10 protein-coding genes are annotated in these 13,605 nt (G+C 42.6%); 5 read left to right on the top strand and 5 right to left on the bottom strand.

Features of this window, described 5'->3' with window-relative positions; genetic code table 11:
- Positions 1–98 precede the first annotated feature (98 nt).
- Entirely contained in the window at positions 99–1,589 is a 1,491-nt protein-coding gene (locus tag MKY19_RS09545) for a stalk domain-containing protein (protein WP_339270127.1), read from the bottom strand.
- A gap of 352 nt (positions 1,590–1,941) precedes the next feature.
- Here MKY19_RS09545 and MKY19_RS09540 point away from each other — a divergent pair, with 352 nt between their 5' ends.
- Positions 1,942–3,828: an LTA synthase family protein gene (locus MKY19_RS09540; RefSeq protein ID WP_339270126.1), complete on the top strand. Its 1,887-nt coding sequence runs from the start codon at positions 1,942–1,944 to the stop codon at positions 3,826–3,828.
- Between the two features lie 68 nt (positions 3,829–3,896).
- Here the strand turns inward: MKY19_RS09540 and MKY19_RS09535 are convergent, their stop codons facing one another.
- A complete protein-coding gene (locus MKY19_RS09535; protein WP_339270124.1) occupies positions 3,897–5,618 on the bottom strand; it encodes an alpha-glucosidase in 1,722 nt (573 codons plus the stop codon).
- A 272-nt stretch (positions 5,619–5,890) separates the two neighbouring features.
- Here MKY19_RS09535 and MKY19_RS09530 point away from each other — a divergent pair, with 272 nt between their 5' ends.
- On the top strand, positions 5,891–6,886 hold the full coding sequence (locus MKY19_RS09530; RefSeq protein ID WP_339802246.1) for a LacI family DNA-binding transcriptional regulator: 996 nt from the start codon (positions 5,891–5,893) through the stop codon (positions 6,884–6,886).
- A gap of 39 nt (positions 6,887–6,925) precedes the next feature.
- Here the strand turns inward: MKY19_RS09530 and MKY19_RS09525 are convergent, their stop codons facing one another.
- Both MKY19_RS09525 and clpP read right to left on the bottom strand, forming a co-directional pair.
- Positions 6,926–7,135, bottom strand: coding sequence for a hypothetical protein (locus MKY19_RS09525; protein WP_339270122.1), 210 nt, complete (start codon positions 7,133–7,135; stop codon positions 6,926–6,928).
- 18 nt (positions 7,136–7,153) lie between these two features.
- A complete protein-coding gene (gene clpP, locus MKY19_RS09520) occupies positions 7,154–7,735 on the bottom strand; it encodes an ATP-dependent Clp endopeptidase proteolytic subunit ClpP (protein WP_042186692.1) in 582 nt (193 codons plus the stop codon).
- A 182-nt stretch (positions 7,736–7,917) separates the two neighbouring features.
- Here clpP and MKY19_RS09515 point away from each other — a divergent pair, with 182 nt between their 5' ends.
- Together MKY19_RS09515 and MKY19_RS09510 are read left to right on the top strand one after the other, a co-directional pair.
- Positions 7,918–8,766, top strand: coding sequence for an RNA polymerase sigma factor (locus tag MKY19_RS09515; protein WP_339802243.1), 849 nt, complete (start codon positions 7,918–7,920; stop codon positions 8,764–8,766).
- 509 nt (positions 8,767–9,275) lie between these two features.
- Entirely contained in the window at positions 9,276–10,166 is an 891-nt protein-coding gene (locus MKY19_RS09510; protein ID WP_339802241.1) for an NAD-dependent epimerase/dehydratase family protein, read from the top strand.
- Between the two features lie 417 nt (positions 10,167–10,583).
- Here MKY19_RS09510 and MKY19_RS09505 read toward each other — a convergent pair whose 3' ends face one another.
- Positions 10,584–12,266: a methyl-accepting chemotaxis protein gene (locus MKY19_RS09505; RefSeq protein WP_339802239.1), complete on the bottom strand. Its 1,683-nt coding sequence runs from the start codon at positions 12,264–12,266 to the stop codon at positions 10,584–10,586.
- A 346-nt stretch (positions 12,267–12,612) separates the two neighbouring features.
- Between MKY19_RS09505 and MKY19_RS09500 the strand changes: the two genes are divergently transcribed.
- Entirely contained in the window at positions 12,613–13,542 is a 930-nt protein-coding gene (locus MKY19_RS09500; protein WP_339270114.1) for a MerR family transcriptional regulator, read from the top strand.
- Positions 13,543–13,605: the final 63 nt, after the last annotated feature.

Genomic DNA, 13,605 nt, shown 5'->3' with positions numbered 1-13,605 from the left:
GTTTCAAGACCCTAATTGAATGATCGTTGGGGTTATTATACGTTGTCCCATTGATCCAATATTCATCAGCATCATGATTAAGAATTTCGAGCTGTTTTTTATTGGTTTGAATGGATTTGAACAGCATAAGCTTCGGCATCCCATTCTACCTTAGCGCCTAACATTTCACTCACCAGTCTTAAAGGTACATATACACTATCATTAATAAAGACTGGCTTTTGATCTGTGGCTATCACTTTTCCATTCACTGTCGTTTGTCCATTAACCGAATTTATGATCAGCGTAGTAGAGGTAGATTCCTTCACGGCAATAACTGATCTCGATGGAACGTCCCAACGTACATCCACTCCCATTTGCTGAAATATTCCTCTTAAAGGAACGTAAGTAGAATTGTTGAGCAGTAAAGGAGGCATGGTCAGATCCATTTTACTATTGTTCAACAGGACCTCTATCGATTTCTTCACTGGCTGAGGCGTGTCAATCATAAAATCTCTAACCCCCAACCCAGTCTGTCCAAATTCATTCGTCCCCCATGCAAGAACATGACCGTCTTTTAAGAGCACATAATGATTTCTGTTCCCGCTGGTAATCGAAACTGCATTTTGAATACCACTAATCTGTTTAACATTCATCTTATTCTTATCGCCAACTGTCCACTGCCATACGGTTCCATCGGATTTTACTGCAGAGTCCGTTGTCATCGATACGACATCAGTGAGTCCTGGAATCTGAATCGGCTGTAAAGTTCCACCCGGATTCATATCTGTGTAATTATTCCATAACCAAACGGTACCATCCCATCTCAAAGCTACTCCATTCCACCCATCAGTATCAACACCTCTATACTCCCCGCCGCCTTTAAGTAGGGTAGGCTTTAGAACCGCATCCTTTTTAATGCCTCTAGTTTTAGATGAGCCCCATACCCACACCTCTCCGCCGTTTCCAAGTGCCACTGAATTATTCGATCCTGCAGCTATAGCTAAAACGGAGGGTAGTCCTTTCACCTGCACCGGTGTTAGCCCGTTTTTCCCCGAATTATCACCGAGTTCTCCTTGCTCATTGCCTCCCCACGCCCATACCGTTCCGTCTTTGCGAAGCGCTAAGCTAAATGTGTCTCCTGCTGAAACAGAAATCACATCCGTTAGCCCCTTCACTTGAACCGGCTCTACAAGGACTGTCGAGGACTGCGCTCCATTACCAAGTTGTCCATGTTCGTTCCCCCCTACTGCCCACACTGTTCCATCGTCTTTCAACATCAAATTATGACGGTAGCCACCTGAAACTCGCTTAACATGATCGATGCGCATTTTGACTGGAGTATACGCTGGCGTGGTTGCCCCATTACCAATAGAGCCGTATCCACCACCCCAAGCCCAGGCTGTTCCATCCGCAGTGATGGCATAAGCACTTCTATCCCCCGCATCCAGCCCTGTGATGCCAGACAATAACTTCTTTTCATCCGGGAAATTCACAACACTTTCCGCTCTTACGAATAATGGTGAGACTACAGCTAGGATAATAGCTGCTCCAACAACCGCACTACCTATTCGTCTTATCTGAATTTTAATGCTTGAAATTTGTCTTCCCACTTAAGATCACTCCTTTTAGAATCGGTAGGGTCAAACTGTTGATCTGCAACAATAGAGACCCCCACTGTATTCAATCTTCTTATATAGACTGTGGAATATTATGTAAAGTTGCGAGAAACTGTAATTTTTTAAATCAATTTATACGCTTTAACTTGTAGTTTAGGATTGAAGCTGATTTTAACTGTTTATATGGCATAAATCGCTTGTTGCTGCGCTCTAGGTCTCTCGTCCGTCTTTTGACACACTAAAACTTCAAGAGCATAATAAGCATCGGCATATTGCAACGGATTCCCACAACATACAGAGTTATGCAGGATTTTAGTGTGTTTTGCACCAGAGAGGATGATTACGAGTGAAAAAAGATTTTCAAATAAAAAATAAGCCCTTTCTAATTTTTAGCTTCATCCTGCTCTTAAAATGCGCAGTGGCCTGGTTCGTAGTATTTAGTGACGGCCCTAATTGGAGCATGCTGCTCACAGAGATCCCGTTTTTCTTTATCGTCTTTGGACTCATTGAGTGGATGGCTTCCAAACGGAAGTTTCTGTATTACATGATTGCGAACTTATTAATTTCAGTGATTTATTTTGCCGTCCTGATGTATTACAAGTATTACGGCATAATTGCTACTTACCATGCTTTGCAACAGGCAGATAAGGTAACCAAGGTCGGAGAAAGCACATACTCCTTGCTGGATCCTTACTATTTGTTCATTTTTGTGGATATTGTAGTCTTCATGTTCTTTATGTTCCGTCCCAAATATATTGCGATCTGGAAAGAAAGAGGCATGAACCGGCGTATGAACCGAACCGCCTTGCTTGGGATCATCAGTGTTTCACTTGCGATATGTGTCTTTAATATTTGGCCGAATCATGCCAGTATGAACGAGAACAAAAAGGCAGAGCGTATGGGGATTCTCAATTACGAGGTATATACCATTTTTGCCGACACCACAGAAAAGAAAGAAATGATCGACAGCAAAGAAATTACGCAGCAGTCTGTGGACGCTACAAAGGGGATTACGGAGCCAGTCTCTCCAAAGTATTGGGCAGCGGCTCAAGGTAAAAATCTCATTGTAGTGCAAATGGAATCTTTTCAGAATTTCCTGCTTGGCTTAAGCATTGACGGACAGGAAGTAACTCCCAATCTAAATAAACTTATTTCAAGCGAACATTATTTCAATAACTTCTATACAAATGCGGGGCAAGGAACAACATCGGATGCTGAGTTTGTTGTGAACACCTCTCTATATGTTCCTCATCACGAAGTAGCCACTTCGTCCAACTATATGACTAAGGAACTTCCAAGTCTGCCTAAGCTGATGAAAGCTAATGGATATAACACGGCCACCTTTCACACCAATAGCGTAGAATTCTGGAACCGCAAAACCTTATACAAGGTGCTAGGCTTTGATAAATACTACGATCAGTCCTTCTATGGAGATGATGATCATATTGCATTCGGATCTTCCGATGAGGTGCTGTATGCCAAGACTGTTCCTGAATTAGTCAAAATGGATGCGAAAGACGATCCTTTTTACGCGATGGTCATTTCTATGAGTGCTCATCACCCTTATAAAATGCCAGAATCTAAATTTAAAATGACGCTGCCTAAACGGTACGAAGGGACCTTAGTCGGCGACTATATTTTAGCCCAAAATTATGCGGATTACGCCATGGGACAATTTCTAGACGAACTGAAGTCCAGCGGGTTATGGGACGATAGCGTGATTGTCTTCTACGGAGATCATCAAGGTGTATCCCTGTATTCCCTTGACGGCAATGAGAAATCATTAATGGAAGAAATGGTCGGACACGAGTATGGATATACCGATATGTTCAACGTTCCTTTCATAGTTCATGCCCCGGGTATAGACCAACCTTCTGTGTATACCCAAACTGGCGGTCAGATTGACATCTTACCAACTGTAGCTAATCTGTTAGGTATTTCTATGAAGGACCAGCTCCACTTCGGAGAAGATCTGATGAATCAACAGACCAATCTGCTACCTGTTAGACATTTTCTTCCTACTGGTTCTTTTATTAATGACACAAGCTTGTACTTGACTGGTGTCGATTACGATGATGGAAATAACTATAACCTAATCGACGGCTCTGAAACTGAGGGCGGTTCGACACAAGCGCAATTTGATGCCGTTCAGCGGCTCCTGAATATGTCTAATAGTTATATTCTGCAACGGCCGGATTTATCTTCTACGGATGATGGCGAACAGAGCAAATAATTGATAATTAATAAAAAGAATGCCCCTTAGCCATTGGCCGAGGGGCATTCTTGCATTTATTAAAATAATTAAACCGTTGTTGCAGGCACACTCTTAAGAATTGCCTCTTGCTCTACAGGCGCGTTAACCAGCATATACACACGAGATTCGTAAGGGCGTAATGCCACTGTCTCGATCTTCTCGGCAGGGTCAACTTCATAGTTATTCAACAGCAACTCACTGGAGTCAAATTCCAAATCAAACGGAAGGTCGAACAGCGCTTCCTCTGAAGTCAGGTTTGACATGACCAGCAATTTCTCATTGCCAAGTGTACGAGTATAAGCGTAGATTCGTTCATCTTCAGGCAGGATCAAATCATAGGTTCCATAAACGGTAATAGGATTAGCAGCCCGAAGTGCGATTAGCTTTTTATAATGATGATAGATGGAATCAGGATCCTGCTTCGCACGCTCCACATTGATCTCCGTGAAATTAGGATTGACCTTCATCCAAGGCTTGCCGCTACTGAAACCAGCGTTCTCAGAGTCATCCCATTGCATTGGCGTTCTAGAATTGTCGCGACCGTTCTTCCAGATAACCTCCATGACTTCTTCATGTGATTTTCCGGCTTCTGTCTCTAAACGATACAGGTTCTTCATCGCCACATCATCATAATCATCCATGGAATCAAATCGTACATTAGTCATCCCAATTTCTTGACCTTGATAAATAAACGGTGTTCCTTGCATTAGGAAATACATTGTAGCCAGCGATTTGGCCGATGTCTTCCAATACTCGCCATCATTTCCCCAAGTGGAAACTGAACGTGGTTGGTCGTGATTCTCGATAAATAATGCATTCCAGCCTCTACCCTCAAGACCTTTTTGCCAGCGGGAAAGTGCTGATTTCAGCTGCAGAACATCCAAGCCACCCGTAACACTCTTATTCCAAAGAGCTAAATGCTCGAATTGAAAAATCATATTGAATTTGCCCTGCTCCTCGCCTACCCACATTTCCGCTTGATCGACACTAACACCACTCGCTTCACCAACGGTCATAATGTCATAACGATCAAATGTTTCCTGTTTCAGCTCCTGAAGAAAATCGTGAATTCCTTCCCGATTCATATGACCCGCGCCGGACGAAACGAACGGAAGATTATCTGGATTTGGCAGATCAGGAAGACCTGGAATTTTCTTAATATGTGAAATAGCATCCACTCGGAAGCCGTCGATCCCTTTATCTAGCCACCAATTGACCATACCGTATAATTCCTGACGCACTTCAGGATTCTCCCAGTTGAGATCAGGCTGTCTTTTGGAGAAGACATGCATGAAATATTGCTCTGTAGCAGGGTCAAGCTCCCAGATCGAACCGCTAAAAATACTCTCCCAGTTATTCGGTTCCTTACCGTCCTTAGGATCTCTCCAAATATAATAATCGCGTTTCGCATTATCCTTGCTGGAACGTGCTTCTACAAACCAAGGATGTTCGTCAGAAGTATGGTTAATGACAAGATCCAGAATCAGCTTCATGCCCCGTGCATGAACCTCGCTTAATAGCTGATCGAAATCAGCCATACTGCCGAACTCCGCCATAATATCCTGGTAATCTGAAATATCATATCCATTATCATCGTTCGGGGATTTATAAATAGGACAGATCCAAATGACATTAATACCAAGGTCCTGTAAATAATCAAGTTTTGAGATGACTCCCTGCAGATCTCCAACACCATCGCCATTGCTGTCCATAAAGCTCCGTGGGTAAATTTGATACGCCGTGGCTTCTTTCCACCATGTTCTGTTCAATGTATGCAGCTCCTTCGTATTCATATACCCTCTTAGGAAAATATTTTCCTACTTAATTCACAAATTAGTGATTTTCATAATAAAACTTAAGATTATCGACTAAAAAACTATCTATTTAGAGTTTATTCAAGGAAATTATTTTCCTATGCGATCATTATAGGATCTTTTATTTTCCTGGTCAATAACAATCTTTTGGATTCTTGAAGCTATCCGTGATATGCTTGCGATATATTCTAGAACGAATACAAGATTGGAAAGTTATGGTGATATTCTTGAAGGTAAAAATTAAAGATATAGCCAAAATGGCTGACGTTTCAATAGCTACCGTTTCAAGGGTTGTCAATAACAGCAAACCGGTAAACGAGGAAGTTCGTAAGCGTGTATTGGAAGCCATGAAACAAATGAATTACCGTCCTAATGTCATCGGTTCAGATGCAGGTAGACCGGATACACCTCTGATTGGTGTCATTATTCCGCAGAACAGTAATACCGTGCTTGATGATTTCAATATTGGCATACGTGATCTCGCCGAGCTATATGGTTATGATGTTTTGGTCGGGTTAACAGACGGAAGTGTTAATAGTGAACTTCATTATTTGAACTTATTCCACCATATGGGGACTGAGGGTTATATATATGTAGGCTCGGTTCCGAGTAAGGAGCACTTGGAGATTATCCAGAAATCCGGGTCACCTTGCGTGTTAGTTGGAGAACAATCTCAGATTGATTCGATCCCTTCTGTCCATCTGGATAATGTTACCGCCTCCTATGAAGCCGTTACTTATCTGATTCAAAAAGGACATAGAAGTATCGGCATGATCCGGGTATCTGGAGATAATGCAGTGGGTGGCGATCGATATCGCGGCTATCAACAAGCGCTTATGGATGCAGGCATTACCTTAAGAGAAGAATGGGTAGTAGAAAGTGGAATGGCCGTAGAAGATGGAAGTGACGCTATGCGCCGGATTAAGGATAGCGGGGAGCTACCTACTGCGGTTTTTTGCTCCACAGATTGGATAGCTGTAGGGGCGATGAATTTTCTGATTGATAACGGTATTCGGGTGCCAGAGGATGTTGCGGTGTTCGGATTCGATAATAGCTTTATCGCTTCTGTCGTTCGTCCCAAGCTGTCCTCGGTGGAATACTCCGGAACGGAGATTGGAATGACTGCTACCCGAACTTTAATCAAGCTGATTAAAGGGGAGACTGGTATTCAGCATCATGCAAATGTAGCTCATTATTTGGCAATTCGTGAAAGTACGGGTTAGGGAAAGCTTCCCTAACCCTATTTTAAAATCTGATAATGGTTATTGTGTAAATCCTACACGGGCGCGTTCCCGTCCTTTAGTATCTAGTGTAATGGAACAGACGGAAGTTATGGGAATATAAAGCTCCTCAAATTCTGTCCGATATTTGATAAACTTCTCAGTTACCGTTTCCAAAATGCCTTTTCTAGCGTTAGAGCCATCTACAAAATAAATGGTTACCTCTTTGCCCTGCAAAGCTTCCAGCATCATTCACTTCACTCCTTCGACTTACAGATTTGTGATAACTTTGTCGATAATCCCGTACTCCACTGCTTCCTCGGCTGACATGAAATAATCCCGATCCATGTCTTGTTGTACCTTCTCCACCGTCTGTCCGGTTCGGTCCGCTGTAATCTGGACAAGCACTTCCCGTAGCTTCAAAATACGTTTGGCTCTAATCGCAATATCACTGGCCTGCCCCTGCGCACCACCATGTGGCTGGTGAATCATAATCTCACTATTCGGCAGCGCATAACGTTTACCTTTAGCCCCAGCTAACAATAGAAGTGAACCAAAGGAAGCCGCCATACCTGTGCAGATCGTATTTACTTGCGGTTTAATGAGCTGCATTGTGTCATAAATACTTAATCCCGCTGTTACGGAGCCCCCTGGACTATTGATATACATATGTATATCTTTATCTGGATCCTCAGCTGATAAGAACAGCAATTGGGCAACAACACTATTCGCTAATTGATCCTCAATCTCCGCCCCTACAAACACAATTCGGTCCTTTAAGAGCCGCGAATAAATATCGTAGGATCTTTCCCCTTGATTCGTTTGTTCAATGACATAAGGAATGTACGCCATGCGTATGCGACCTCCATCCGTTTATTTTATTTGAAATCTACCCTGTAAACGGATTAGTCTATGGATAGGATACGTTAAGCGGGCAAAATATTATTTTTATTATTGCGTATCTTAATTTGGAGCTCATTCGTTTATTATTAGAAGTAACCGAAAGCACTTTACCGGAAAAGGGGTTATGCAGAGTGACCAGCCTTGAGAAGCTTAGCGCCGGCCATGAACCGGATGAGAATCATACCACGTCTTTGCAAATGGCCCTGAAGCGGTATTGCCTTACACTGACACAATCCCCGTGGGAAGCCGAAGATTTGGCTCAGGATACGTGGGTCAAAGCACTGGGCTATATGAGGACTTCCAAACATTCGAAGCTGAAGAGCGATATGAACGATACAAGTCAAATGAACAATAATTCAGAACATACAAGTCGTACGAATTTCAGCTTGCTAACGAATCATCCGAATCCTGAGGCGCTACTCCTGCGGATTGCCAGAAATACCTGGACAGATATTATGCGGCGAAAAGCGACGTTATCACGGGTGCTGGAAATGGATCATTCGCGGACAGAGGAAGCCGCAGGTAACGGCTTATTTGAGATTGAGGCTGCTTTTCAAGCCTTACAAAAGCATCTGTCCCCGCTTCAGCAAGCGGTCTTCCTGCTCCGCGATGTATTCGAGCACTCCGGTATCGAAGCTGCCGAAATCCTCGAAACCACGGAAGGAGCGGTTAAAGCCGCTCTGCATCGAGCTCGGCAAGCCCTTCCTGCAGTCAGACAAGAGCTTCTTCAATCTGACGGTCCTTCCATACTGCAGGATACGGAATTACAGATTGCCTTGAATCGTCTTGCATCCGCCTATGAACAAGGGCAAATCGCCGAGTTGATTGAGCTTGTCCTTGCAGATGAAAGTCAAGACACTGTAATGGCCGTGTCCAGCCAAAGCTTCCAGAGCTTCCAAAGCGTTCAACCTTTCCAATCTGGCGGATTCAGCTCTATGGGCTGGAACTATTCCGAGCCAGGAATGCGGATGGTGGCTTAGTCTTTCGTGACGCTATTTCGTAATACTGGAGTAAGCTTAGCTAAATGAAGCACATTACGTTACGTTATAACCGAACAAATATTAGTTTTGAAAAGTATGAGTTTGATGAGATAGGTATGTTTTGTGAGTTAGGTCAGTTTGATGAGTTGTATAGTTGGGTGATGTTTTAGCTTTGAGCTAGTGACGTTGCAAAATGTGCAACAGAATCCATGAAATCAACGCTAAAAAACGAATCTACTGCACTATCTGCAATAGATTCTTAATAAAAGTGACTTTTAAGTCGATTTCTCATCTTTTGATTGTATAAAGTGCAATAGAATCAAATTATGTCCTATATAGTTTAAATTCTATTGCACAAAGTACAATCACACTAATGAAATCTCCTCACATATCTTTATGCTTCATTCATCACCACTCATCACTCTTTAAGGTACAATTCCCCTGCTTTCTATGGAAACCTTTAATTAGACTTATAAATAAACATTAATGTTAGTTAGGAGTGATATTTTATGAGGAAAATTCTTATCTTAGGCGGCACGCGCTTTTTTGGAAAAAGGTTAGTTGAACGATTGCTACAAGATTCCATAAACGACGTAACAATACTTACACGCGGGGAAACTAGCGATTCCTTTGGAGATCACGTTCAACGGATCCATGCGGACCGTTTCCAAGCAAACGAGCTCGCTCAGGCGGTAGGAGATACACTATGGGATGTCGTGTTCGATAATATTTGTTATTCACCGGACGAAGCGGATCAGGCACGCCGGATTTTTGATGGTAAAACGAAACGGTATATCCTCACCTCAAGTTTATCCGTCTATGATTTCAGCGAAGAAGCGCTGATCGAGGACATTTTCGATCCTGAAACTTACCCTATCCACCACGGAGGGCGAAATGATTTCACCTATCAAGAGGGAAAAAGACTCGCGGAAGCCGTCTTCATGCAGCAGGCTAGCTTTCCAGTCGATGCGATTCGCTTTCCAATTGTGCTGGGCATAGATGATTATACGCGAAGACTTCATTTTCATATTGAGCATGTCCGTAATGAGTTGCCTATTGGTATACCGAATCCCGAAGCACATATCTCCTTTATCCGTTCGGATGAAGCTGCTGATTTCCTATATTGGCTCGGCTGTAGCTCTACTATGACAGGACCGTTCAACGCTTGCTCAGACGGTACGGTTAGAATTAAGGATATTCTCACAATAATTGAAGAAGAAACAGAGAAACACGCCATCATCCAGAAGCAAACCGCAGACGAGCATATGTCACCCTTCGGAATTGAACAATCCTGGTTTATGGATACGACAAAAGCCCAGTCGGCGGGGTACAAGTTTCTCAATCTAAAGAACTGGCTCCCAGAGCTAGTTAGCTCTCTGAACAAAACCTACGAGGAATAACTTCTCCCACACACAAGCCCTCTTCACTCATTCATCTATGTGACAAAAGCTACCCCTAAGTAGATATCTTCTGCGAAGGTGGTAGCTTTTTCATTTCACAAAACCTCTGCGAACATTTCAGATAACTGCACTCTATACAACTAAATCAAGCTAGCCAAGCTTATTCTCGACTTTGGTTGTATTCATTGCAATTAAAATCTAGCTAAACACCACTGACAGTCATTTCTCGGAGAAATAACTGCACTAAATACAACTAAACACTCTTTAAGGAAAACACATCCTTCAATAGCTGCATTAAATACACTTAAAGTGCAAAAAAGGTAGTTAGAAGAATCTCTCCTCTAAGCTACCTTTTTACGTTACTGAATTAGTGAATCAAGTCGCTTCCGATGTGCGGGCAGTCAATCAAATCTTCCCCTATGCGGAGATTGTCAAATAAGAGCGCTCCTCAGGCGTTTCAGCGCCAGGTGAATCACTGTCATCCCCAGCGATAATCTCGTCTACAATGTCCGAATTAATCTTGAAGACGTTGATTTCCTTGAATAATTTTTGCGAAATCTCATTAATCTCAACGGCTTGGCGGGCAATGTCGTGGATCGCGTTGTCCTGTTGTACGCTAGAGGCATTCACCTCCTGAACCCCTGCCGCAGTTTCCTCAGCAATGGCAGCCACGTTGTGAACAGACTCTGCGAGTCTACGATTCATAGTCTGTGTCATATCTACCTTGTCATGGATTTGCCCAATCTGCTTACTAATCTCAACGATCGACTGATCTATCGCTTCAAAAGACGACAACGTTTCTGCCACTTTTTGATCCTGCTCTTCAAGATTTCCTTTGGTCTCCAGCATATATTGCTGAAATTCATCCATCCCTGCTTGCAGCTCGTTAATAATCTGACTGATATGTACGGAGGACTCTTTGGTCTGATCAGATAATTGTCTCACTTCATCTGCTATGACAGCAAAGCCCTTCCCATAAACTCCCGCCCGCGCTGCTTCAATCGCTGCATTTAGTGAGAGAATGTTGGTCTGGTTTGAAATGTTTGTGATCGATTTGGTAATTCTGGAGATATCCTTCGATTGGTCGCTCAATTTGGTTAAAGCAAGATATACTTTATTCACAGACTCACGTGAGTGCTCTGATACCTCGCGCAAAGCGATGACGGACTCGGAACCTTTTCGAGTATTGTGATTAGCCGTTTGACTTGTCGAGAGCATAACCTCGGTATATTCCGTAATTTCATGAACTTCCCGTTCCAATTCCTGAATCAAGCTTGCGCTCTGCTCAGATTGTCCGGCTTGCTGCTCAGCGCCTACAGAGATTTCCTGTATTGTGCTTACGATTTCTTGATTCGTATGAGCGGTGATCGATGAAGATTGTTGAAAAGAGTGCGAATAAGTCGCGAGCGAAGAAGCTACCGATTGGGTCTGCTGAAGCATCTCTCGTACCCGCAACACCATATGGTCGAAATGATGACTCAGACTTCCTAGCTCATCATTATATGGCGAATTAATCTGCTGCCGCAAATCTCCCTCAGCAATTTTACGTAGAGCCACTTGCAGCTTATTTATAGGGTTCAGGAAGGAACGAATAAGCATAACAGCAATAGTAAGTGTGAAAATGAATACTAGTATTGCTGCATAAGCCCCCATAGAACTAGTCAGATTTAACAAATCAAAAGAATAGTCTTGAGCCTTCTCTGCGTTCTCTGCTGCTGCTGTATATAGTTTCTCATTGGTCTCCAGCATAGCTTTATTCATAGCCAATGCCTTCGTATGTAATTCATCAATTCGTTCCAGAACGGCCATGGGATCAAGCTGCTCATCCTTTAGGGTATTCACTAATCCGTCAAAATAGCCTGTATATCCTCCAACTTGATTATGTAACTGTTCTAACTCCTTAGACGCTGGCGAATCTGCTTCAAACTTCACTTTACCCAATTCTTCCATTAGCTTTGTCTGCTTGTCTTTAAAAGGTTGGGTAAATTCTAAATCGCTAGAACCCGCTAGAGAGGTCTCCACACTGTTCATTTCTTGAAGCAGTTGAGTAATGGTGGATACTGTAATTCTTTTTTCCATCTCCATTTTTTGTGTTTCCATAGAGATTTCTACTTGATTGATTTTATAGTTTTGGTATAGCGCTACCCCTAGAAAGAATAGTACCACGGCAGAAAAACTCAAGATCAACTTCCACTTCATTGATAGATGCATAGACCTAGCCTTCAACAATATCATCCTCCGTATAAAGCCTCATATGGCAATAGGTACTTTTTACTAATATCTAAATTGTAGAAGCTGTACATTAAATACCGGACACAGTTTTGTATGAGAAATGTAAATTTTGTCGAGTACACGTTCACAACTATCCTATTGCAATTGACGTAACGTTAAGTGCTAAAATACTTCTTATAGGGCGCCTTATCAATCAATAGAACGGGAGTTGTCTATGAGTGGATTTGTGACCATTGATAAGCTTTCTACGCAAATCGGACTGACGAGTCGGACGTTGCGTCACTGGGAAGCACAAGGATTATTTGAAAGCCACCGTGAGGCTAGCTCGGGTTGGCGAATTTATGATGAGCACGCAATTCTTGCCATTCAAATCACTGCATTATTAAGAAAGCTTGATATTAGTATTAAAGATATCGGAACCGTTCTAAAGAACATGTCCGTACAGTCCTTGTATGAAACACTTCTTCAGCAATCCGCTTCAATTCATAATGAGAAATCCAAGCTAACACAAAAAGATCGCGAAATCCGCTTCTTATTACAATTAATATCCGCACGTACGGAGGAGTCCATAACTAACCATTTGTTATTAGAGCTGAATGAAGAATCATGCAATACATTGGATGATTTGAATGAGAATGAGGAGGTTCTATCTATGACAACAATTAAACACTCTCCACCTATCCATGTAAGATTCATTACACTTCCAACTATGAGATTTGCTTATAACATTGCAGTCAGTACATCCCCAGAGGATGAAGCTATGCTACCTGTCTTGGAATGGTTGGAAGCTAGCCACCTCTTGGGGACGGCACGTTTATTTGGCGGGAATACAAATCCGCATCCTAGTGGTGAGAATAACCCTTATGGCTATGGATTCTGTGCCTCCATTCCTGAAAATGTAGAAATACCAAGCCACCTTAAAGAGATGCGGTTCGACGGCGGTCTCTATGCGATGACGGAAAGCAGTGATGATATCTACGGCTCATGGCAAGCACTGATGAGTTTTTTGGATAATAACCTTGATTATCAAGCTGACCACGATTCAAGATTATGTCTTGAAGAGCATATCCGTAACGATAGTCCCAAAGGCAGCGGAAATGAGTATGTATTAAATCTGCTCGAACCTGTAAAAAAGAGAGCTTAAAACAAAACGCTCTCCTTTGCCCATCATGGCATTGGAGAGCGTTTCTATTATCATCAAAAAATA

Source organism: Paenibacillus sp. FSL R5-0744, from assembly GCF_037972555.1.
Lineage (GTDB): Bacteria > Bacillota > Bacilli > Paenibacillales > Paenibacillaceae > Paenibacillus_AQ.
The sequence above is the reverse complement of the archived record's forward strand: the minus strand, read 5'-3'. Positions and strand labels throughout refer to the sequence as shown.